Consider the following 19423-nt stretch of genomic DNA (forward strand, 5'->3'; position numbering starts at 1 on the left):
AGTTACAGAATATTTACTCGATCAAACCGATCGACGATCTTAAGTAAAATAATATTCTTAGAGAATATATTAATATACAGAATATTTGATTTCTAATTAATAGTTTTTTTATATAGGTTATATATTTCTCTCTTCGGACAGGACTATGCCTCTGTAAAAGAGCGCAGGATTGACTGAAAGATCGGGGGAGAAATCATTACGTCAGGCAAAGAAGTCAGGATGTTGAAAAGGGGGATTTTTCAGAGCGGAGGGAGCTGTGGAATAGGGGCAAAAAAAAACTGGCCACCGAAGTGACCAGCTTTTTAACCCGAAGGTGACGTATTCTTGATGAAACGCCGTATCAGGCTTCGATCGCCACACGCAGTTTTTTCATCGCGTTCTTTTCCAGCTGACGAACACGCTCTGCGGACACGCCGTACTTGTCGGCAAGCTCCTGCAAAGTCGATTTGTTATCGTCATCTAACCAGCGTGCACGAATGATATCCTGGCTGCGCTCGTCCAGACCTTCCATTGCTGAGGAAAGTTTGTCGGTCGCGTCCTGATCCCAGTTATCTTCTTCGATGGTTTCTGCGAAGTCAGAACTCTTATCTTGCAGATACAACATCGGTGCCATCGCCGCGCCGTCGCGTGGTTCGTCATCCGGCGTTGGGTCAAACGTCATGTCCTGTGCGGCCATGCGCGATTCCATTTCCAGCACATCTTTGCTGGTCACGCCCAGTTCGCGGGCAACGTGCTCCACTTCGTCGTGGCTGAACCAGCCCAGACGCTGTTTGTTTTTACGCAGGTTGAAGAACAGCTTACGCTGCGCTTTGGTGGTGGCGACTTTCACGATGCGCCAGTTACGCAGCACATATTCGTGAATTTCGGCTTTGATCCAGTGCACCGCAAAGGACACCAGACGTACACCCACTTCCGGATTAAAACGGCGAACCGCTTTCATCAGGCCGATGTTACCTTCCTGGATAAGGTCCGCCTGTGGCAAACCGTAACCTGAATAGTTGCGGGCAATGTGAGCAACAAAGCGCAGGTGAGACAGGATCAGGTGTTTAGCCGCTTCCAGGTCACCGTCGTAATGCAGCCGTTCAGCCAGTGCCCGTTCTTCCTCTGCGGTCAGCATAGGATAGGCATTGGCCGCCCGAACATAGGCTTCCAGGCTACCTTGGGGTACCAGTGCTAAAGTGCGCATTTCTTTGGTCATTCAAGCCTCTCATGTATGACGTAATGCAGGTTTTATACCACGTTGCTGCGGGATGATACCGCCCTGTTGCTGGCCTAAATTGAAACACAATCTGACCACAACAAAGCAACGCCGAGCCCTTCATATTCGCTGCTTTTCGACCACGAATTTTACAAAAAGTTCAGGGGCAGATTCAACAGTCTGAAGACTGTAAGTGACAGACTGACTATTGGATAGTGAATTTGTGCCATTGAGGGAAAGCAGGAAAGAGAATGAAGATGAGATGAAGCGGCTCTCCCCCTGAAACACAATTCTTGAGCAGCAGGGGGAGATTATAGCAAAAAAACGCTACTGTGGTGTAAATCGCCGTAAATGTTGAACCGTTGCCAGCCAGGCGGCGATCCAGCCGATCATCGCAGAAATCAGGAGCAACAGCAGACTTTCATCCCAGCCCAGACCGTGAAGATCAAAGGTGGTACCGAAGACTTGCGCGACCTGCGTCACCACGCTCTCAAGGCGCAGCACCAGCACTTCCGAGAGGATCAGCGAGAGTAATGCGCCGGTAAATCCAAGCATCGCGCCACCGTTAAGGAACGGCCGCAAAATGAATCCATCGGTTGCGCCAATCAGCTTCATCACGTTGATGGTATCGCGGCGGCTGAAGATGCTCAGACGCACACTGTTACCAATGACCAGGAATACGGCAATGACCATCAGGATGCCGATCATCGCAGCAATCTGCCCGACCAGCCCCGTCAGCGCCGCCAGACGGGCAAACCAGCTGTCATCCATACGCACTTCATCCACGCCCTGTACCGCTGCTACGCGATCGCGCAGGGTGTTGAGTGTGGCGGAGTCCTGGAAATTCATTTTCGGCGTAATGATCGCCACAGCGGGCAGCGGATTTTGCTCAAGCATATCCATTGCACCGCCAAAACCTGACCAGTTACGGAACTCACCCATCGCTTCTTCGCGCGACAGATAGTTAACCTTGTCCACGCCCGCTTCGGTTTTGAGGGTTTTCACCACGTTTTCCGCGGCGTTGTCGTCCAGCGCTTTGTCGAGATACACCGTCAGCTGTGGCGTGGGATACCACTGCTCTGCCGCCGTACTGACGTTTTTCCACACCAGATAGCACACGCTCGGCAACGTCAGGGAAATGGCGATCACCATCACCGTCAGCAGCGTCGCCAAAGGCTGACGCAGCATGTCGGCCAGCGCATTCATCCACGCATAGCGCCACTGTTCACGCCAGCCGCCCTGCAACGCCTTACTTTTGGCGGCGCGGGCGCTTTTTGCGGTTTTTGTCGGGTTTGGGCTGTTCGCCATCAGTACATTCCTCCCGACATACGCCCCTGACTCAGCGTCAGCGTGCGGTAATTACGACGGGCAATCAGACCCACGTCGTGCGTTGCCATCAGTACGGTAACGCCAACCCGGTTAAATTCTTCGAATAAACGCAAGATACCTTCCGACAGTTCGCCGTCGAGGTTACCGGTCGGTTCATCCGCCAGCAGCACCGCAGGCTTGTTGACCACCGCGCGGGCAATGCCCACACGCTGTTGTTCACCACCAGACAGCTGGATGGGCAGATTTTTGGCTTTATCCAACAACCCGACTTTATCCAGCGCTGCCGAGACGCGCCGGCGAATATCTTCGGTGCTCGCACCGGCGATAATCAGCGGCATCGCCACGTTGTCATACACCGTGCGATCCATCAGCAGATGGTGGTCCTGGAAGATCATACCAATCTGACGACGCAGGAACGGCACTTCACTGGATTTCAGGCGGCTGATGTCGTGGCCGCCAAACAAAATCTGTCCGGCGCTGGGACGCTCAATACCGCAAATCAGCTTCAGCAGGGTACTTTTACCCGCGCCAGAGTGACCGGTCAGAAATGCCATTTCCGCTTGCTGGATGTGAAAATTGACGCCCTGAAGCGCCTGTCGTCCGCCCAGATAAGCTTTACTGACCTGTTCAAAGCGAATCATCCGTATTAATCCTCTCGGGCAAAAAGTGCCTCAATAAAATCGTCTGCCTTAAACGGCCTTAAATCTTCGATACCTTCGCCGACCCCGATATAACGAATCGGAATGCTGAACTGATCGGCGATGGCGAATATCACGCCGCCTTTCGCGGTGCCGTCCAGTTTAGTCAACGTAATGCCGGTTAGCCCGACCGCTTCGTTAAACAATTTCGCCTGGCTGACGGCATTCTGGCCGGTACTGGCGTCAAGCGTCAGCATAACCTCATGCGGAGCATCTTCGTCGAGCTTCTTCATCACACGGACGATTTTCTTCAGCTCTTCCATCAGATGCGCTTTATTTTGCAGGCGGCCTGCGGTATCAGCGATCAACACGTCGACGTTACGGGCTTTGGCTGCCTGAATGGCATCAAAAATCACCGAAGCTGAATCTGCACCGGTTTGCTGAGCAATCACCGGGATCTTGTTACGCTGACCCCAGACCTGCAACTGTTCAACCGCCGCGGCGCGGAAGGTATCGCCTGCGGCAAGCATCACTGATTTGCCCTGCGCCTGGAACTGACGCGCCATCTTACCGATGGTGGTGGTTTTACCCACGCCGTTTACGCCCACCATCAGAATGACATACGGGGTTTTCCCGCTGACATCCAGTGGCTGTTCCACTTTTGACAGAATTTCGGACATTTCTTCCTTCAGCTTGCCGTAAAGCGCATCCGCGTCTTTCAGCTGCTTACGGGAAGCGTGCTCGGTCAGGGAAGTGATGATTTTGCGCGTGGTTTCGACGCCAACGTCGGCGATCAGCAGCTGTTCTTCCAGCTCCTCAAACAGCTCGTCGTCGATTTTCTTACCACGGAACAGGCCGACAAAACCGGAGCCCAGATTCTGACGGGTTTTGACCAGACTGCGTTTGAGACGGGCGAAGAAGCCTTCTTTGGTCGGGCGTTCCTGCTCGGTTTCACCGGCGGGCAGCACAACGATCGGCTCCAGCGCCACAAGCGGTTCATCGTCAACCGCCACGCTGTCGTCGATGGCATCAAGAACGTCTTCGCGGGCGTCTTCTGCCATCTCGGCGGCTGACTCGACGAATTCGTCTTCAACAATCTGCGATTCCTGCACCACCGGCTCTTCCACCACCGGCGCGGCAATAATGATCGGCTCTTCGATTTCAGCTTCAATGACGACCGGCTCAGGTACGGCGGTTTCTTCCGCCACCACCGGCTTAGCAGCAACCTGTTCGGTGATGTGAACGATGTCGTCTGCCAGTTCCTCAGCGGCGGCTAAAGGTTCAGGCTCCCTGACCTCTGGCTCAGGTTCTTTAAGAGGTTCAGGCTCGATAACCGGCTCGGGTTCAGTGACCGGCTCCGGTTCAACGGGGACGCCGGGCTCTTCGACAACCGGCAGTTCTTCGCGTGTTTCTTCTTTCTGCTGCTCTTCTTCCTGACGGCCACGGCCAAACCAGGAGAAGAAACCGCGTTTTTTGTCTTTTGCCATTTTACAACTTCACTCCTCGCCGCTAATGATTGGCGAACGGATTATTAATAGGGTTATGATCGGGCAGTCTATCACTTTCCCCTTCCGGCAACACGCCCGTGTGTTGAATTCCGCTGGTTTTTCAATCGCCAATGTTAAACATTTGCCCATTGCCCGCACACCGGTAGAATAGCCCTCCAAACGATATGCAACGAAGCCCGACGGCTTCGGATTACTGAAGTGAACTATGGCAAAGAAACCTAACACGCCCGCAGCAGGCCAGATACGCATTATTGGCGGCCTGTGGCGCGGACGCAAACTTCCGGTTCCACACAGCCCGGGGCTACGTCCGACCACCGATCGCGTGCGCGAAACGCTGTTCAACTGGCTCGCACCGGTTTTACAGGGCGCGCATTGTCTGGACTGTTTTGCAGGCAGCGGCGCACTGGGTCTGGAAGCGTTGTCACGCTACGCCGCCAGCGCCACACTGCTCGAGTTTGAACGCCCGGTTGCACAACAGTTAGAGAAAAACCTGGCGCTGCTAAACGCCAAAGATGCGAAAGTATTCAACGTCAACACATTGAACTGGCTGGCAAAAGCCGGGAATGCCTTTGACGTGGTTTTCCTCGATCCGCCTTTTCGCAAAGGCATTCTGCAAGACACCCTGAATCTGCTTGAGCAGAATCAGTGGCTGGCCGATGAGGCCTGGATTTATGTCGAAACAGAAGCCGAGCACGACACTCTGGACGTGCCCGCCAGCTGGCGGTTACACCGTGAGAAAGTCGCCGGACAAGTTGCTTATCGCCTTTACCATCGCGATGTGACGCCTGAAACCGGCTCACCTGAACAGGAGCAGTAAGATGTTGATCAATATTGGTCGGTTGTTGATGTTATGTATCTGGGGGTTTCTGGCGTTTAACCTGATCCACCCGTTCCCTAAGCCGATCAAATATTTTCTGGATGTGGCGATTGTGTTCATGTTTTTCATGCACGGCCTGCAGGTCATGCTGCTGAAAGCCACGCAGGGCAAGGACAAAGACACCATCGGCCCGTGGCTGCAAACGCGCATTTTCCTGTTTGGCGTGTTTGAACTGATGGCATGGCAGAAAAAACAGCCACCGATGCCGGGCAAAAAGTAATGCCTGCTTTTACGGCGTGCTCTGCGCCGTAAACGCCCCCTTCCTAAACCCACGGTCACCAAACCTGCCGTTACGGGGATTTCTGATTGTCGCCGGTGCGCCCTCTCTCCTACACTGAAAGCAAGTACCGGAAAACAGGATGTGTTTTCCCGAAGGCAGACCTTGCATCGGTTTTATGTTCTGTTCTGAAAGATAAAAGGATAAACAATGAGTTGGCCATTCCTCGCTGTATTTTTCTCCGGCTGGTTGTTCGTTGATGCCAGTTACCGCGGCCTGCGCTGGCAACGCTGGGTCTTCAAACCTGTCACCCTGTTGCTGCTGCTGTTACTGGCATGGCAGGCGCCCACGCTGAATGTTTACAGCTATCTGATCCTGCTGGGTCTGGCGGCAACGCTGGTGGCAGACGGTCTGCTGCTGCTGCCTGAAGAACGCTTTATGTACGCCATCGGGGCGTTCTTCCTGTCGCATCTGCTCTATACGCTGAGTTTCGCCAGCCAGATGACCATTACCTTCTTCTGGCCACTGCCGCTGACGTTGCTGGTGATCGGCGCAATACTTCTTGCGGTGATCTGGACGCGACTGGCCGAACTCAAATGGGCAGTGACCACTTACATCGCCATGACGCTGCTGATGGTCTGGCTGGCAGGCGAACAGTATTTTGCGCGCAGCACCGACATGGCGTTCTCGCTGTTCTGCGGCACAGTGCTGCTGCTGCTGGGTAATATTTTCTGGCTTGTCAGCCGCTACCGCTTTAAATTCCGCGCCGCCGACGGCCTGGTCGCCGCCTGCTATTTCGGCGGGCACTTCCTGATTGTCCGGTCGCTGTATCTTTAAATCCCTTCACCCGCGGAACCGTTCAGGTTCCGCGAGTTAAATACTTCTTGACCTTAGAGCTGACTCCAACGTTTAGACTGGGTGTAATTCCACTCGGTTTGAAACCGGAGGCTCTATGATCCCCCTTAAAAGAACGAACATGTGTCAGTGCGGTTGCCAGGGCAAACATACCCCGGCGTTGCATATCACTAAAATCAGCACCCTTTCCCCCGCAGGCACTCCCCCTGCCGGATGTTGCAGTGAAAGCGCCCCGCTGGCGGCCTCTGCCGGCACCTGCTGCACGCCTAAAACAGCGGAACACGCACACTGTTCTGACGACAGCGGCACGGAAAGTTCACCGGGTGAAGATGATCCCAGCGCGCCTCTTCCCGGAAACCAGCAATACAGCTGGCGCGTCGAAGGCATGGACTGCCCGGCCTGTGCACGCAAAATTGAAAATGCCGTTTCCGGCCTGAAGGGCGTCAGCCATGCAAAAGTGCTGTTTGCCACCGAAAAACTGGTGATTGACGCCAGCCACGACATCTCGCAAAACGTGCTGCAAGCCGTCACCGGCGCAGGGTTCACCCTGCAATCTTTGGATAAAAGCCAGAATCCTCCCGCGCAGGACGAATCATGGCTGAAAGAATATCTGCCGCTGCTGGCGCTTTCGGCGCTGATGCTGCTGAGCTGGATACTCGACAGCGTCAATCCTCAGGCCGGTGAAATTGCGTTTATCGCCACCACGCTGGTCGGCCTGTGGCCGGTGCTGCGTCAGGCGATTCGCCAGACCCGCGCCGGATCGCCGTTTGCCATAGAAACCCTGATGAGCATTGCGGCACTGGGTGCGCTGTTTATTGGCGCAACCGCCGAAGCCGCCATGGTGCTGCTGTTGTTTATGGTCGGCGAACGCCTCGAGTCATTTGCCGCCAGCCGTGCGCGCAGCGGCGTAAAAGCGCTGATGGCGCTGATACCCGATACCGCCGTTCGCGTGAATGAGGGCAAAACGGAATCCGTACCGGTCGCCAGCCTGCGTCCCGGCGATATGATTGAAATCGCCGCAGGCGGACGTCTGCCTGCCGATGCGGTGCTGCACAGCGCGGCCAGTTTCGATGAAAGCGCCCTGACCGGCGAGTCCGTGCCCGTCGAACGTCAGCCCGGCGAGAAAGTCCCGGCGGGCAGCCTGTGCGTTGATCGTCTGGCCCGTCTGGAAGTGGCTTCCGCCCCCGGCAACAGCGCCATTGACCGCATTTTGCAACTTATCGAAGAAGCCGATGAGCGACGCGCGCCGATCGAGCGCTTCCTTGATACCTTCAGCCGCTATTACACACCTGTCATTATGCTGATGTCGCTGCTGGTCATCATCATTCCACCGCTGGCGATGGGGCTTTCCTGGGATACGTGGATTTATCGCGGCCTGACGTTACTGCTGATAGGCTGCCCTTGCGCGCTGGTGATTTCAACACCGGCGGCGATCACCTCCGGGCTGGCAGCGGCGACGCGTCAGGGTGCGCTGATCAAAGGCGGTGCTGCGCTTGAGCAGCTGGCGCTGATCGAAACCGTGGCGCTGGATAAAACCGGTACGCTGACTGAAGGTAAACCGGAAGTGACCCATGTGCAGGTGCTTAACGGCGCCAGCGAAGGCGAAGTGTTAAGCCTCGCGGCGGCGGTGGAAGAAGGCTCCCACCACCCGCTGGCGCAGGCGATTTTAGCGCGTGCGCGAGAACACAATCCGTTGCCGATAACCGCTCAGGACCGCCGAGCGCTGGCCGGTTCCGGTGTGGAAGGCGTTGTCTCAGGCAGAAGGATCCAGGTACTGGCTCCTGTGCGTGTGGCGCCAGGCGTGCTGAGTACGGACGCCACCACGCAAATTACGGGCTGGGAATCTGAAGGTAAAACCGTGGTAGTGGTGATGCAGGACGCACAGGCGATCGGTCTGGTGGCGATGCAGGACCGGCTGCGGGAAGATGCTGTTGAGGCGCTGCGCGATCTGCAGGCGCTCGGGGTTTCTGCGGTAATGCTGACCGGCGACAACCCGCGCGCGGCGAAAACTATCGCTGACCGGCTGGGCATCGAATTCCGGGCGGGCCTGCTGCCGGCGGATAAAGTCTCGGCGGTGACCGCGCTGAATGCCGTTAAACCGGTAGCGATGGTCGGTGACGGGATTAACGATGCGCCGGCGATGAAAGCCGCCACTATCGGTATTGCCATGGGCAGCGGCACCGACGTGGCACTGGAAACCGCCGATGCCGCGCTGACGCACAACCGTCTGAGCGGGCTGGCACAGATGATCAGCCTGTCACGCGCCACACGGGCCAATATCCGTCAGAACATCACCATTGCGCTGGGGCTGAAAGCGATATTCCTGGTCACCACCATTATGGGGCTGACCGGATTGTGGCTGGCGGTGCTGGCCGATTCCGGCGCAACGGCGCTTGTCACGGCTAACGCCTTACGGTTGTTGCGCAATAAATCACGTTAAGGATGTCGGGCTGGGTTTGGTCTACAGCCCTTTGCACAGCAGATAGCGGTACGGCAGGTTTTCGGTATCGGACGCCAGCAACCTGTGCTCCATAAAGCGGCAGAAACCCGGAATATCGCGGGTGGTTGCCGGATCATCGGCGACGATCAACAGGGTTTCCCCGTCTTTCATGGTGCGTACCGCTTTGCGAACCATCATTACGGGTTCCGGGCAACGCAGGCCCAGCGCATCAAGCTGATGGTCCGGGTTGATAAAGGGATCGTTCATTTCGTTTCTCAACATCTGGGTGCAGGAATGCGCGGTTGTCTGGCAAAGGCCAACAGTTTAACCCGCAGAATTTCTGGTGCAACTCACGCGGCTCATTGCGCTAAAATTAACCGTTGGATCTGTTGCGCAAACGGTGCGCAAACAGGTACTATGCGCGCCGCACCGAATTATCGGCGCGAAAAGTCACAATATTCTTGGGTTCCCTCACCCCAATTCACTAAAAAGGTCACATCTATGTACTCTTTTACTGCTCAGCAGCGGTTTTCCGCGCTGATATGGCTTTCGCTATTCCACATCGCCATCATCACCTCCAGTAACTATCTGGTTCAGTTGCCCGTCTCCATTTTTGGTTTCCACACCACCTGGGGCGCGTTCACCTTTCCGTTTATTTTTCTGGCCACCGATCTGACCGTCCGTATTTTTGGTGCTCCGCTGGCGCGACGCATTATTTTGTCGGTGATGGTGCCGGCACTGGCGATCTCCTACGTGATTTCCGCGCTGTTCTTTGAAGCGCAATGGCAGGGTGCACAAGCGCTCAGCAGCCTGAATATCATGGTCGCGCGTATCGCCACCGCCAGTTTTATGGCGTATGTGCTGGGGCAAATTCTCGACGTTCACGTGTTTAACCGCCTGCGCCAGAACCGCCGCTGGTGGATAGCGCCGGTCGCCTCGATGTTCCTCGGCAACATCAGCGACACGCTGTCGTTTTTCTTTATCGCCTTCTACAAAAGCAGCGATGCGTTTATGGCCCAGCATTGGGTGGAAATCGCGATGGTGGATTACACGTTCAAAGTGCTGATCTGTCTGGTGTTCTTCCTGCCGATGTACGGCATGCTGCTGAACATGCTGCTCAGGCGTTTGTCCGCACAGGGAAATCACGACCACCCGGCCCTGCGCGCGCACTGAAAATTCGCGGGGGCAAATGGCTCCCCGCTCACCTCGCTAAAAACAAAAATCGCGCCATAATCTGACTTGCATTTGTGGCGTGAATAGGTTGCCATAAGGCCGTTAAATCAACATCTCAGCCTGATAAACAGGTCACTTAAGGAAGCCCGATGCGTAACTTCGCTAAAATGATGGGAATGGCAGTACTGATCGCCGGTCTGGCTGCGTGTGACGGGAAGTCCACTGATGCACCGGATGCCAATAAAGCCGCCGCCGCCGCCGCGACAACCGCGCCAGTCAGCCTGCTGGATGGGAAAGTGACTTTCTCCCTGCCGCAGGGAATGAGCGACCAGAGCGGTAAGCTGGGCACGCAGGCAAACAACATGCACGTGTATGCTGACAGCACCGGTCAGAAAGCGGTGATTGTGATCCTCGGCGATAACACCACGGAATCGCTGGAAGTGCTGACTGCCCGTTTGCAGGATCAGCAAAAAGCCCGTGATACCAACTTGCAGGTCGTGACCAACAAATCGATTCAGGTTAACGGACAGACCATGCAGCAGTACGACAGCGTCATCACCTCGGCCGGTCAGAAAGCCTATTCTTCAATCGTGCTGGGTAAAGTGGACAGCCATTTGCTGACGCTGCAAATTACTCTGCCAGCCGACAATCAGCAGCAGGCGCAGGCTGATGCAGAAGCCATTATCAATACGCTGAAAGTGCAGTAAATTCAGGGTCAGTGACACCCTCAGGCGGAGCTCAGGCTCCGCTTTTTTTTATCTCCGTCAGCCACTTTGCTTCTCCGCACGCACCTCCGTAATAAAAATGTAACAATTCTGTCATAACTCACAGTTCGTTTGCGCGCAAACCGCTAACATGATGTTCGTTTTAGAACACACTTGCTCATGACGAGTCAGACCTGATTTATGCCATCGGAGGCATGTATGCTCAGTATTTTCAAACCCGCACCACACAAAGCTCCCGTGGATGAAAACCACGTCGACCCGCTTTATCGCCGTCTCCGCTGGCAGATTTTCATGGGGATTTTCTTCGGTTACGCCGCCTATTATCTGGTGCGCAAAAACTTCGCACTGGCCATGCCGTACCTGATCGATCAGGGCTTCTCCCGTGGCGATCTCGGTTTTGCGTTATCCGGTATTTCTATTGCGTACGGCATCTCAAAATTCATTATGGGGTCGGTATCAGACCGCTCGAATCCGCGCATGTTTCTGCCCGCCGGTTTGATTCTGGCTGCGGCTGTGATGCTGTTTATGGGCTTCGTGCCGTGGGCAACCTCAAGCATTGCCATCATGTTTGTTTTGCTGTTCCTGTGTGGCTGGTTCCAGGGAATGGGCTGGCCGCCGTGCGGACGCACCATGGTTCACTGGTGGTCACAGAAAGAACGCGGCGGCGTGGTATCGGTATGGAACTGCGCACATAACGTCGGCGGCGGTATTCCTCCGCTGCTGTTCCTGCTCGGGATGGCGTGGTTTAACGACTGGCACGCAGCGTTGTACATGCCTGCTTTCGGCGCGATCCTGCTGGCCGTATTTGCCTTCATGACCATGCGCGATACCCCGCAGTCCTGCGGTTTACCGCCGATTGAAGAGTATAAAAACGACTATCCGCCGGACTACGTGAAAGAATCGGCTGAGCAGGAACTGACCGCGAAACAGATTTTCATGCAGTACATTTTGCCGAACAAACTGCTGTGGTATATCGCGCTGGCAAACGTATTTGTTTACCTGCTGCGCTACGGCATCCTCGACTGGTCACCGACTTACCTGAAAGAAGTGAAGCATTTCGCGCTGGATAAATCCTCATGGGCATACTTCCTGTATGAATATGCGGGGATCCCGGGGACGCTGCTGTGCGGCTGGATGTCGGACAAAGTCTTCAAAGGGAATCGCGGCGCAACCGGCGTGTTCTTTATGGTGCTGGTGACCATCGCCACCGTCGTGTACTGGCTGAACCCGGTCGGCAATCCGGGCATTGATATGGCCTGCATGATCACCATCGGCTTCCTGATTTATGGCCCGGTGATGCTGATTGGTTTACACGCGCTGGAGCTGGCACCGAAAAAAGCAGCGGGCACCGCGGCAGGTTTCACCGGTCTGTTTGGTTATCTTGGTGGCTCGGTCGCCGCCAGTGCGATTGTCGGTTACACCGTGGATTACTTCGGCTGGGACGGCGGTTTTATCGTGATGATCGCCGGTTGTGTGCTGGCCGTGCTGCTGCTGGTTCTGACCATGCTCAGTGAAAACAAACACAAAGCGCAGCTGGCTAAAAGTGCCTGATTGAGGATCACCGGCAGCCAAAAGGCACCCCTGGGTGCCTTTTGGTTTTCTACGCCATGGCCTGTGGGATCCGCTTTCCCTGTGCATCAAACAGTAAAACACTGGCGGCATTAAACCCGAACCTGAGGGCGGTATGGCGGGGAAACGAAAGCTGTTTCGACGATTTCATCTTCAGGGCGTGCTCACCAAATGTTGCGTACACCAGCGTCGAATCCCCCTGAAGTTCCGTAAAATCGACCACAACGTCAAACCCATGATCTGTCGCTTCCTCCAGGCGTAACAGCTCGGGGCGGATGGCGAGCGACACCCTTTGTCCGTCCTGCGCCGCCGGGAATTTATCCCCCAGCGGAAACAGCGGCTGCCCGTTAACCCGAAGCTGGCGGCCAACGACCTGCGCCGGGATCACATTGATTTTCGGCGTGCCAATAAAACCGGCAACAAAAAGGCTGGCGGGATGGTTATAAAGCTCAACCGGCGTGCCGATTTGCTCAATATTGCCCTGATTAAGCACCACAATCCTGTCGGCCAGCGTCATCGCCTCGACCTGATCGTGGGTCACGTAAATCATGGTATTTTTCAGGCGGCTATGCAGCTGACTGATTTCCTGTCGCATCTGTACGCGCAGTGCGGCGTCAAGATTCGACAACGGCTCATCAAACAAAAACACTTTCGGCTGCTGGACAATAGAGCGGCCAATCGCCACGCGCTGACGTTGTCCCCCGGAAAGATGTTGCGGTAAGCGATCAAGCATCTCGTCGAGACGTAAAATCAGCGCAGCCTCCTGAATGCGTCGCGCGATTTCTTCCGGCGGCGTGCGGATATTCTTCAGGCCAAAAGCCAGATTCTGCCTGACGGTCATGTGCGGATAGAGTGCGTAGGACTGAAATACCATCGACAGTCCGCGTTTTCCGGCGGGCAACCCGGTGACGTCGGTTTCCCCGATGCAGACAGTGCCGGCGCTGAGCTGATCCAGCCCGGCAATCAGGCGCAGCAACGTCGATTTCCCGCAGCCTGAGGGGCCGACCAGCACCAGAAATTCACCGGAACGGATCTCCAGCGACAAATCGGCAATGACGGTGATTTTGTCATAATACTTTTTGATATTTTTGAGCGTTAAGCCTGACATAACGTTGTCCTTTCAAACCAAAGGGAGCGCGATACGAGGAATTACTCCCCTGCCAGCGCCAGCAGTGCCCGGGTACTTTCGGCAAGTAACGCCGTGGAGTGACGGGTTTCAACATTGAGGCGTAAAAGCGGTTCCGTATTGGAAGCGCGCAAATTAAACCGCCACCGTTCGAATTCCATACTCAGCCCGTCAACGACGCTGACCGTCACGGCCTGGCTGGCATAATGCTCACGCACACGGCGGATGGCTTCTGCGGGCTGGCTGACGGTGAGATTTATCTCGCCGGATACCGGGAAAAGCGCTTTACGGGCGGCAATCAGACCGGACATTTTCTGGCCGGATTTGCTGAGATGTTGCAACATCAGCAAGGCGGGGATCATTCCGCTGTCGCAATAGCCAAAATCGCGGAAATAGTGGTGCGCGCTCATCTCGCCGCCATAGATGGCGTTTTCGCTGCGCATTCTTTCCTTCATAAAGGCATGGCCGGTTTTTGTTTCCACGGCGATGCCCTGACGGGCAGCGACAATGTCACGGGTATTCCAGATCAGGCGGGGATCGTGAATGATCTTCTCGCCGGGCGAGCGTTGCAGAAACTGCGCCGCCAGCATGCCGACGATGTAATAGGCTTCAACGTAGTCCCCCTGCTCATCAAAAATGAAGCAGCGATCAAAATCGCCATCCCATGCAATACCGATATCCGCCTGATGCAGGCGTATGGCAGCCTGAGTCGCGTGGCGGTTTTCAGGCAGCATAGGATTCGGAATACCGTGGGGGAAGGCGCCGTCCGGCTCATGGTGAATTTTAATCAGTGTCAGCGGGATGTTGCGCGACTGGAAGGCCTGCTCCAGCGCATCCAGCGTCGGGCCTGCTGCGCCGTTGCCGGCATTCACCACCACACGCAGGGGGCGCCCAAAAGGCAACGTTAAATAACTGAGCAGGTGATCAAGATACGCGCTGCGGTTTGAACATTGCTGATAAAAACCGGCCTGCGCTGTGCCAGAGAAATGATGATTTTCGGCCAGAGCCTGAATTTCATGCAAACCGTTATCGCTGCTGACCGGCCTGGCATCCCGGCCAACCAGTTTCATGCCGTTATAATTGGCCGGATTATGACTGGCCGTGATCTGAATGCCGCCATCCGCCCGAAAATAGCGGGTGGCAAAATAAACCTCTTCACTGCCGGTCATTCCGATATCGATCACGCCGACGCCCTGATCGCGCAGCCCGCACGCGACGGCCAGTTTGAGAGACGGTGAGGTCAGGCGAATATCATGGCCGAGCACCACCCGTTCAGGGTGATAAAAATGGGCAAAGGCGCAACCGATGCGGTAAGCAATATCCTCGTTAAGTTCGGCGCCAAGAATGCCGCGGATATCGTAAGCGGTAAAACAGGTTAATAAGGCCATATTTCATCCTGAAAACAGACATAATTACTTTCGTCTTTATGGCCCCGCCATATATCAGGTAGAGCCACGTATAATTAACGTAAATTCAAGATCGTGGTGAATGTTTTTGTTTCCCTCCAGCAACAAAGTGGCGGCAATCTCTCCTTTTTTAACCGGATCCTGCGCCACGGTAGTGAGCGCAATCTCATTATCTGACCGGGGAATATTATCGAAACCGGTAATAGCAATGTCTTGCGGAATACGTAACCCTGCTTTCCGGCAATACGTGATTGCGCCCAGCGCAAAACGATCCGACAGGCAAATTAATGCCGTTATCTTCGGGTTACTTTTTAGCAATGTCTCCGCGGCCATTTCTCCAGATTCTTCATGGTGGGCGGTTTCACAAAGAAAACATTTATCCAGATTAATATTCCGACTCAGAAACTTATCCACACAGGATTTCACCCGGGTGATCATGACGTCATTATCCCCGGTTATCTCTTCACTTAAGGGATTAACGCCCTTGCGCCCCTGCAATGAAGGGAAAGAAATAATCCCAAATTCGCGGTGGCCTTTTTCAAGCAGATGCTGGCAAACCTCCTGCATCGCCTTGTAGTTATCAATGGAAACGCTGCTGTGCGGCGGAATTTTAAAATCAGTCGTCACTACAGGCAGATTCTTCGACAACGCCTTGGCGATAATGTGATCGTTATTGTGCGTGGCATTCAGAATATAACCATCCACCGCCGTATTGATCACACCGGCCAGCGCTCCCTGACCGTTATGCAACGGAATCAATATGATACTGACCCCTTCCCGGTCGCATTTTGCGGCAATTCCCTGCATCAGCTGTACGTCATGGCTGTCTGTAAACACATAACTGAGCGTGTCATTAAAAATAATCCCTATGGCATCCGACCTGCCGGTGCGCAATGCGCGCCCGATATTGTCAGGTCCGTAAAAGTTAACGGAATGCGCATAATCTATTATTCTTTTTCTTAATGATTCAGATAACTTCCCCGGATGATTAAATGCATTAGATACCGTGGTGTGCGTGACACCTAATTCTTCGGCAATTGACTTCAATGTTATCTTGCGCAGTTTAAAAACTCCAAAACGCTTTTAATAATGGAACAGAGCCCGGCTCAACTTTATCAATTCGACAATATATACTCACAGAAAAAATACTTTTGCAACGAACAATGACAATAAAGTTTAACGTTAAACAAAATCATTTATGTGACCGCTATAACGTTTATTCATTGAATGTCCATGCTAGCGTTTAAATAGAAATCCATCCATAAAATAATAATATGAATACTCTGCAAGTATAATTGTGGATTATTAATTACAACCTAATGGAAACAGGAAATAAATAATGAAAACAATGAAACTGGCTGCGTTTACGGCTATGGCGTTATTGTTATCAGGTTGCGGACCTGAAGAGAAAAATCAGCAGAGTATAAAAATGTGGGTTGCGCCCAATGTCACTCAGGAAGTGTATTGGGGAGAAATTGTCAAAGAATGGAACAGTAATCCGGCAAATAGAAAAGTGGAATTCACGCCTATTCCCGCGGCGGGAAGTTCCGAAGAAGCGATTATGAATGCGCTGGCATCCGGTACTGAACCTGATATTTCCACCAATATATTTATCGGCTTCGCAAGACAGTTAACTGAACTTAAACAGCTCAATGATTATTCCAAAATGCCAGGGTTTCAGGCGCTCGTCGAAACCCGTCACATGGGCAACGCAATGGCTTCGTGGAAGTTCGACGGGCAGCAAAACGTCATTCCAATTTATATCAGCCCGATAGTCTACTGGTGGAGAAGCGACCTTCTGGCTGACTATGGCTTCGATCATGTACCGGTCACTTATGACGAGATTTACACGCTGTCGGAAAGGATGACGCAGAGCCACAAAGGCTACAGCCTGCAAATCACCAGCGGCAAAAACTGGTGGGATCGCTGGTTCGATTTTGTCCCGTTGTATTACGCCGCCTCACAGGGCAGCCCTTACATCCAGAACAACAAAGCCACCTTTAATAACGATGCGGGCGTGCAGACCCTCACTTTCATCAACAAAATGTTCGCTAACAAATGGACCAGCTACGACTTCACCGCCTCTGACGACCCGCTGGCGGCAGGTACCGTGCTCGGTGCCGTGCGCGGACCATGGGATATCGATCGCTATCAGAAACAATTCCCTGAGGTGCTAAAAACCATCCGTATCGGCCAGATGCCGACACTGACCGGAGACGCTGAGGCGGCCACCATGGCTGACAGCAAAGGGATGGTGATGTTCAGCACCTCGAAGGTCCAGCCCGATGCCTGGAAGTTTATTCAATGGGTTTACAGCAATCCGAAAAATGACCTGCGCTGGCTTGAGCTGACCGGGATGCCGCCGGCGCGTGAAGATCTGCAAAGTAATCCTGTCTTTAAAAGCTACCTGCAACAGCATGAGTTAGTGAACGCTATTGCCTCCTTCGTGCCGAAAGCGGTTCCTCCGGCACCGATCACCAAAACGGTCGAAGTCCAGCGGACAATGACCCAGATGATTGAAAAATTAGTGTTTAAAAACAGCCCGATCCCCGAGGTCATTCAGGCGTCTTCCCAAGAGATCGACAACACGCTGGGGCAGTAAAGCGATGATCAAAGTGAAAGAGTCATCACTCGGAGGCCTTTTGGCCTCCGGTTACCTGGGATATTCGCTGGTATTCTGGTTTTATCCTTTTATCTGGCTGGCCGTGCTGAGTTTTACCGACTGGAAATTTATTGGCACACCGTCGTTCAACGGCGTAAAAAACATTATTGCCGTTATGCAGAACCCTTTGTTCTGGACGTCAATCTTTAACGTCTTTAAGTTTCTCCTTTATTATCTGCCGATAGTGTTTATCTCCTCATTATTATTCGCGTTCGGATTACGGAAAATTAAATATGGTAAAGCTTTCGTCGCACTGAGTTTTTTACTGGCAAATGTCTCTTCCGGCGTGGCGTACTCTATTGTTTTTTCCAAACTGTTTAGCGAAACCGGACCGGTTAACCATTTCCTGATGGCGTGGTTTGGCATAAATGTGCCCTGGTTTACCCACCCCGACGTGGCAATGTTATCCATCGCGCTCATTGTGACCTGGAAGTTCGTGGGTTATTACGGCCTTATTTTTTACTCCGGGCTTATCACCATCCCGAAAGATATTTATGACGCCGCCGAGCTCGACCGTACGTCCGGCGCTGGCAAAATATGGCATATCACACTTCCTCTGATGAATGCGCAGATCGTGATGGTACTGGTGTTAGCCATTACCGTGGCATTCAGTATTTTCACCGAGCCTTATCTCATCACCGGCGGCGGTCCGCTGGAGAGCACCACCACGCCGATGGTGGTGATGTACGAAGCCGCATTCCGGCAGATGCAACCCAGCTGGGCGGCCACTATGTCCATCATTGTCGCCCTGTTCAGTTTCTCTTTGATCTGGGTCGTGCGCCGGTGTCTGGAAAAGAAAATCGAGATCGTATGATGAGGACAACCCTGTGGAAACGTTAAATACGGCACCTGCCTTAACGCATCGCCAAAAAATAAACATCCGTTCTGTGGTGATCCACCTGTTAATGTTTTCTCTGGCATTAACCTGGTTATATCCCTATTTATGGATGTTGATCGGATCGTTTAAGAAGACATCTGACATTTATACCACAACACTTTTTTCCGGCCATCTGTCGCTGGATAATTATGCCTTTCTTTTCGATGGTACAAATAAAGCGGAAAAACCGTTTCTGCGCACTTTATTTAACTCTATATTCATCACGCTGACCATTACGGTCTGCGTCACATTAACCTCCTCTTTCATTGGTTATGCACTGGCAAAAATGGAATTCAGAGGACGGGATATTTTTAAAAACCTGCTGATTCTGCAAATGGTGTTTCCCGTATTCATGTTTATCATTCCCCACTTTGTATTAATCCGTCAGCTGGGCATGATTAATTCCTACGGCGCACTTATTTTGCCTTTCGTGATGAATGGCTGGGGGATATTTATGATATCCCAAAGTTTTAAAGGCACACCGAATGACTATATTCATGCCGCGAGATTAGATCACGCCGGTCTGATAAAAATTCTGCTCCACGTCATGCTGCCGCTCAATAAATCTATTCTGGCTATCGTCGCGATTTTCACGTTTACCAGCGCCTGGGACAATTTCCTCTGGCCGCTGATTGTCATGCAGGACGTCAACAAAATGCCGCTTTCCGTTCTGCTGGCGACATTCAGTAAGTCGTATGGCATTTACGTCGGGCCGGTGCTGGCGGGGTCAGTGGTACAAACCCTGCCGATCGTGGTGTTGTTTATTCTCTTCAGGAAGCATTTCCTGGAAGGGATGTCGCTTTCACTTAAATAGCAGGCATGA

General features: G+C 53.3%; 18 protein-coding genes. 10 read left to right on the forward strand and 8 right to left on the reverse strand.

Going from position 1 to position 19423, the window contains the following annotated elements:
- Positions 1–340: 340 nt before the first annotated feature.
- The 4 genes from rpoH to ftsY form a co-directional block, all read right to left on the reverse strand.
- Entirely contained in the window at positions 341–1198 is an 858-nt protein-coding gene (rpoH, locus tag ACO0U8_RS21955; protein WP_056772172.1) for an RNA polymerase sigma factor RpoH, read from the reverse strand.
- A 327-nt stretch (positions 1199–1525) separates the two neighbouring features.
- A complete protein-coding gene (ftsX, locus tag ACO0U8_RS21960) occupies positions 1526–2506 on the reverse strand; it encodes a permease-like cell division protein FtsX (RefSeq protein WP_122096532.1) in 981 nt (326 codons plus the stop codon).
- Positions 2506–3168, reverse strand: a complete 663-nt coding sequence (ftsE, locus tag ACO0U8_RS21965) for a cell division ATP-binding protein FtsE (RefSeq protein WP_056772179.1) — start codon at positions 3166–3168, stop codon at positions 2506–2508. The genes ftsX and ftsE overlap by 1 nt, the downstream gene beginning before the upstream one ends.
- Before the next feature lie 5 nt (positions 3169–3173).
- Entirely contained in the window at positions 3174–4652 is a 1479-nt protein-coding gene (ftsY, locus tag ACO0U8_RS21970; RefSeq protein ID WP_421671622.1) for a signal recognition particle-docking protein FtsY, read from the reverse strand.
- Between the two features lie 226 nt (positions 4653–4878).
- Between ftsY and rsmD the strand changes: the two genes are divergently transcribed.
- The 4 genes from rsmD to ACO0U8_RS21990 all read left to right on the forward strand — a co-directional run bounded on the left by rsmD (position 4879) and on the right by ACO0U8_RS21990 (position 9062).
- Positions 4879–5490, forward strand: coding sequence for a 16S rRNA (guanine(966)-N(2))-methyltransferase (rsmD, locus tag ACO0U8_RS21975; protein ID WP_056772185.1), 612 nt, complete (start codon positions 4879–4881; stop codon positions 5488–5490).
- Position 5491: 1 nt separating this feature from the next.
- On the forward strand, positions 5492–5770 hold the full coding sequence (locus tag ACO0U8_RS21980) for a DUF1145 family protein (protein ID WP_056772188.1): 279 nt from the start codon (positions 5492–5494) through the stop codon (positions 5768–5770).
- A gap of 207 nt (positions 5771–5977) precedes the next feature.
- Complete coding sequence (locus ACO0U8_RS21985; protein WP_421671623.1) at positions 5978–6604, forward strand: lysoplasmalogenase; 627 nt, start codon at positions 5978–5980, stop codon at positions 6602–6604.
- A gap of 115 nt (positions 6605–6719) precedes the next feature.
- On the forward strand, positions 6720–9062 hold the full coding sequence (locus tag ACO0U8_RS21990; protein ID WP_421671624.1) for a zinc/cadmium/mercury/lead-transporting ATPase: 2343 nt from the start codon (positions 6720–6722) through the stop codon (positions 9060–9062).
- Between the two features lie 21 nt (positions 9063–9083).
- On the opposite strand, the gene tusA is transcribed toward ACO0U8_RS21990, so the two are convergent.
- Positions 9084–9329 (reverse strand): sulfurtransferase TusA, encoded by a 246-nt coding sequence (gene tusA / locus ACO0U8_RS21995; protein WP_056772199.1) that lies wholly within the window; start codon positions 9327–9329, stop codon positions 9084–9086.
- Positions 9330–9563: 234 nt separating this feature from the next.
- On the opposite strand from tusA, the gene ACO0U8_RS22000 reads away from it, so the two are divergent.
- The 3 genes from ACO0U8_RS22000 (at position 9564) to glpT (ending at position 12511) form a co-directional block, all read left to right on the forward strand.
- Complete coding sequence (locus tag ACO0U8_RS22000; RefSeq protein WP_183850380.1) at positions 9564–10235, forward strand: 7-cyano-7-deazaguanine/7-aminomethyl-7-deazaguanine transporter; 672 nt, start codon at positions 9564–9566, stop codon at positions 10233–10235.
- 149 nt (positions 10236–10384) lie between these two features.
- Positions 10385–10942: a DcrB family lipoprotein gene (locus tag ACO0U8_RS22005; protein ID WP_056772204.1), complete on the forward strand. Its 558-nt coding sequence runs from the start codon at positions 10385–10387 to the stop codon at positions 10940–10942.
- Positions 10943–11158: 216 nt separating this feature from the next.
- Positions 11159–12511, forward strand: coding sequence for a glycerol-3-phosphate transporter (gene glpT, locus ACO0U8_RS22010; RefSeq protein WP_421671625.1), 1353 nt, complete (start codon positions 11159–11161; stop codon positions 12509–12511).
- A 49-nt stretch (positions 12512–12560) separates the two neighbouring features.
- On the opposite strand, the gene ACO0U8_RS22015 is transcribed toward glpT, so the two are convergent.
- Genes ACO0U8_RS22015 through ACO0U8_RS22025 form a run of 3 tightly spaced genes read right to left on the reverse strand, consistent with a single transcriptional unit; the run spans position 12561 to position 16114 of the window.
- The gene (locus tag ACO0U8_RS22015) at positions 12561–13637 is read right to left on the reverse strand and encodes an ABC transporter ATP-binding protein (RefSeq protein ID WP_421671626.1); all 1077 of its coding nucleotides are present in this window, start codon (positions 13635–13637) and stop codon (positions 12561–12563) included.
- A 41-nt stretch (positions 13638–13678) separates the two neighbouring features.
- Complete coding sequence (locus ACO0U8_RS22020) at positions 13679–15043, reverse strand: phosphomannomutase CpsG (protein WP_421671627.1); 1365 nt, start codon at positions 15041–15043, stop codon at positions 13679–13681.
- A 54-nt stretch (positions 15044–15097) separates the two neighbouring features.
- Positions 15098–16114 (reverse strand): LacI family DNA-binding transcriptional regulator, encoded by a 1017-nt coding sequence (locus ACO0U8_RS22025; RefSeq protein WP_421671648.1) that lies wholly within the window; start codon positions 16112–16114, stop codon positions 15098–15100.
- Between the two features lie 286 nt (positions 16115–16400).
- On the opposite strand from ACO0U8_RS22025, the gene ACO0U8_RS22030 reads away from it, so the two are divergent.
- The 3 genes from ACO0U8_RS22030 (at position 16401) to ACO0U8_RS22040 (ending at position 19414) form a co-directional block, all read left to right on the forward strand.
- On the forward strand, positions 16401–17663 hold the full coding sequence (locus ACO0U8_RS22030; RefSeq protein ID WP_421671628.1) for an ABC transporter substrate-binding protein: 1263 nt from the start codon (positions 16401–16403) through the stop codon (positions 17661–17663).
- A 4-nt stretch (positions 17664–17667) separates the two neighbouring features.
- Positions 17668–18537 (forward strand): carbohydrate ABC transporter permease, encoded by an 870-nt coding sequence (locus ACO0U8_RS22035; RefSeq protein ID WP_421671629.1) that lies wholly within the window; start codon positions 17668–17670, stop codon positions 18535–18537.
- 91 nt (positions 18538–18628) lie between these two features.
- Complete coding sequence (locus ACO0U8_RS22040) at positions 18629–19414, forward strand: carbohydrate ABC transporter permease (RefSeq protein WP_421671649.1); 786 nt, start codon at positions 18629–18631, stop codon at positions 19412–19414.
- The last annotated feature ends 9 nt before the right edge of the window (positions 19415–19423 follow it).

Source organism: Rahnella sp. EDr1-12, from assembly GCF_049206505.1.
Classification (GTDB): Bacteria; Pseudomonadota; Gammaproteobacteria; order Enterobacterales; family Enterobacteriaceae; genus Rahnella; species Rahnella rivi.

Excerpts from the sequence above, each read along its gene's own strand:
- ftsE (WP_056772179.1), bottom strand. The coding sequence starts at position 3,168 with ATGATTCGCTTTGAACAGGTCAGTAAAGCTTATCTGGGCGGACGACAG.
- ACO0U8_RS22015 (WP_421671626.1), bottom strand. The coding sequence starts at position 13,637 with ATGTCAGGCTTAACGCTCAAAAATATCAAAAAGTATTATGACAAAATC.
- tusA (WP_056772199.1), bottom strand. The coding sequence starts at position 9,329 with ATGAACGATCCCTTTATCAACCCGGACCATCAGCTTGATGCGCTGGGC.
- ACO0U8_RS22020 (WP_421671627.1), bottom strand. The coding sequence starts at position 15,043 with ATGGCCTTATTAACCTGTTTTACCGCTTACGATATCCGCGGCATTCTT.
- ftsX (WP_122096532.1), bottom strand. The coding sequence starts at position 2,506 with ATGGCGAACAGCCCAAACCCGACAAAAACCGCAAAAAGCGCCCGCGCC.
- ACO0U8_RS21985 (WP_421671623.1), top strand. The coding sequence starts at position 5,978 with ATGAGTTGGCCATTCCTCGCTGTATTTTTCTCCGGCTGGTTGTTCGTT.
- rpoH (WP_056772172.1), bottom strand. The coding sequence starts at position 1,198 with ATGACCAAAGAAATGCGCACTTTAGCACTGGTACCCCAAGGTAGCCTG.
- ACO0U8_RS21990 (WP_421671624.1), top strand. The coding sequence starts at position 6,720 with ATGATCCCCCTTAAAAGAACGAACATGTGTCAGTGCGGTTGCCAGGGC.
- ftsY (WP_421671622.1), bottom strand. The coding sequence starts at position 4,652 with ATGGCAAAAGACAAAAAACGCGGTTTCTTCTCCTGGTTTGGCCGTGGC.
- glpT (WP_421671625.1), top strand. The coding sequence starts at position 11,159 with ATGCTCAGTATTTTCAAACCCGCACCACACAAAGCTCCCGTGGATGAA.
- ACO0U8_RS22005 (WP_056772204.1), top strand. The coding sequence starts at position 10,385 with ATGCGTAACTTCGCTAAAATGATGGGAATGGCAGTACTGATCGCCGGT.
- ACO0U8_RS22000 (WP_183850380.1), top strand. The coding sequence starts at position 9,564 with ATGTACTCTTTTACTGCTCAGCAGCGGTTTTCCGCGCTGATATGGCTT.
- ACO0U8_RS22040 (WP_421671649.1), top strand. The coding sequence starts at position 18,629 with ATGTTTTCTCTGGCATTAACCTGGTTATATCCCTATTTATGGATGTTG.
- rsmD (WP_056772185.1), top strand. The coding sequence starts at position 4,879 with ATGGCAAAGAAACCTAACACGCCCGCAGCAGGCCAGATACGCATTATT.
- ACO0U8_RS22030 (WP_421671628.1), top strand. The coding sequence starts at position 16,401 with ATGAAAACAATGAAACTGGCTGCGTTTACGGCTATGGCGTTATTGTTA.
- ACO0U8_RS21980 (WP_056772188.1), top strand. The coding sequence starts at position 5,492 with ATGTTGATCAATATTGGTCGGTTGTTGATGTTATGTATCTGGGGGTTT.
- ACO0U8_RS22035 (WP_421671629.1), top strand. The coding sequence starts at position 17,668 with ATGATCAAAGTGAAAGAGTCATCACTCGGAGGCCTTTTGGCCTCCGGT.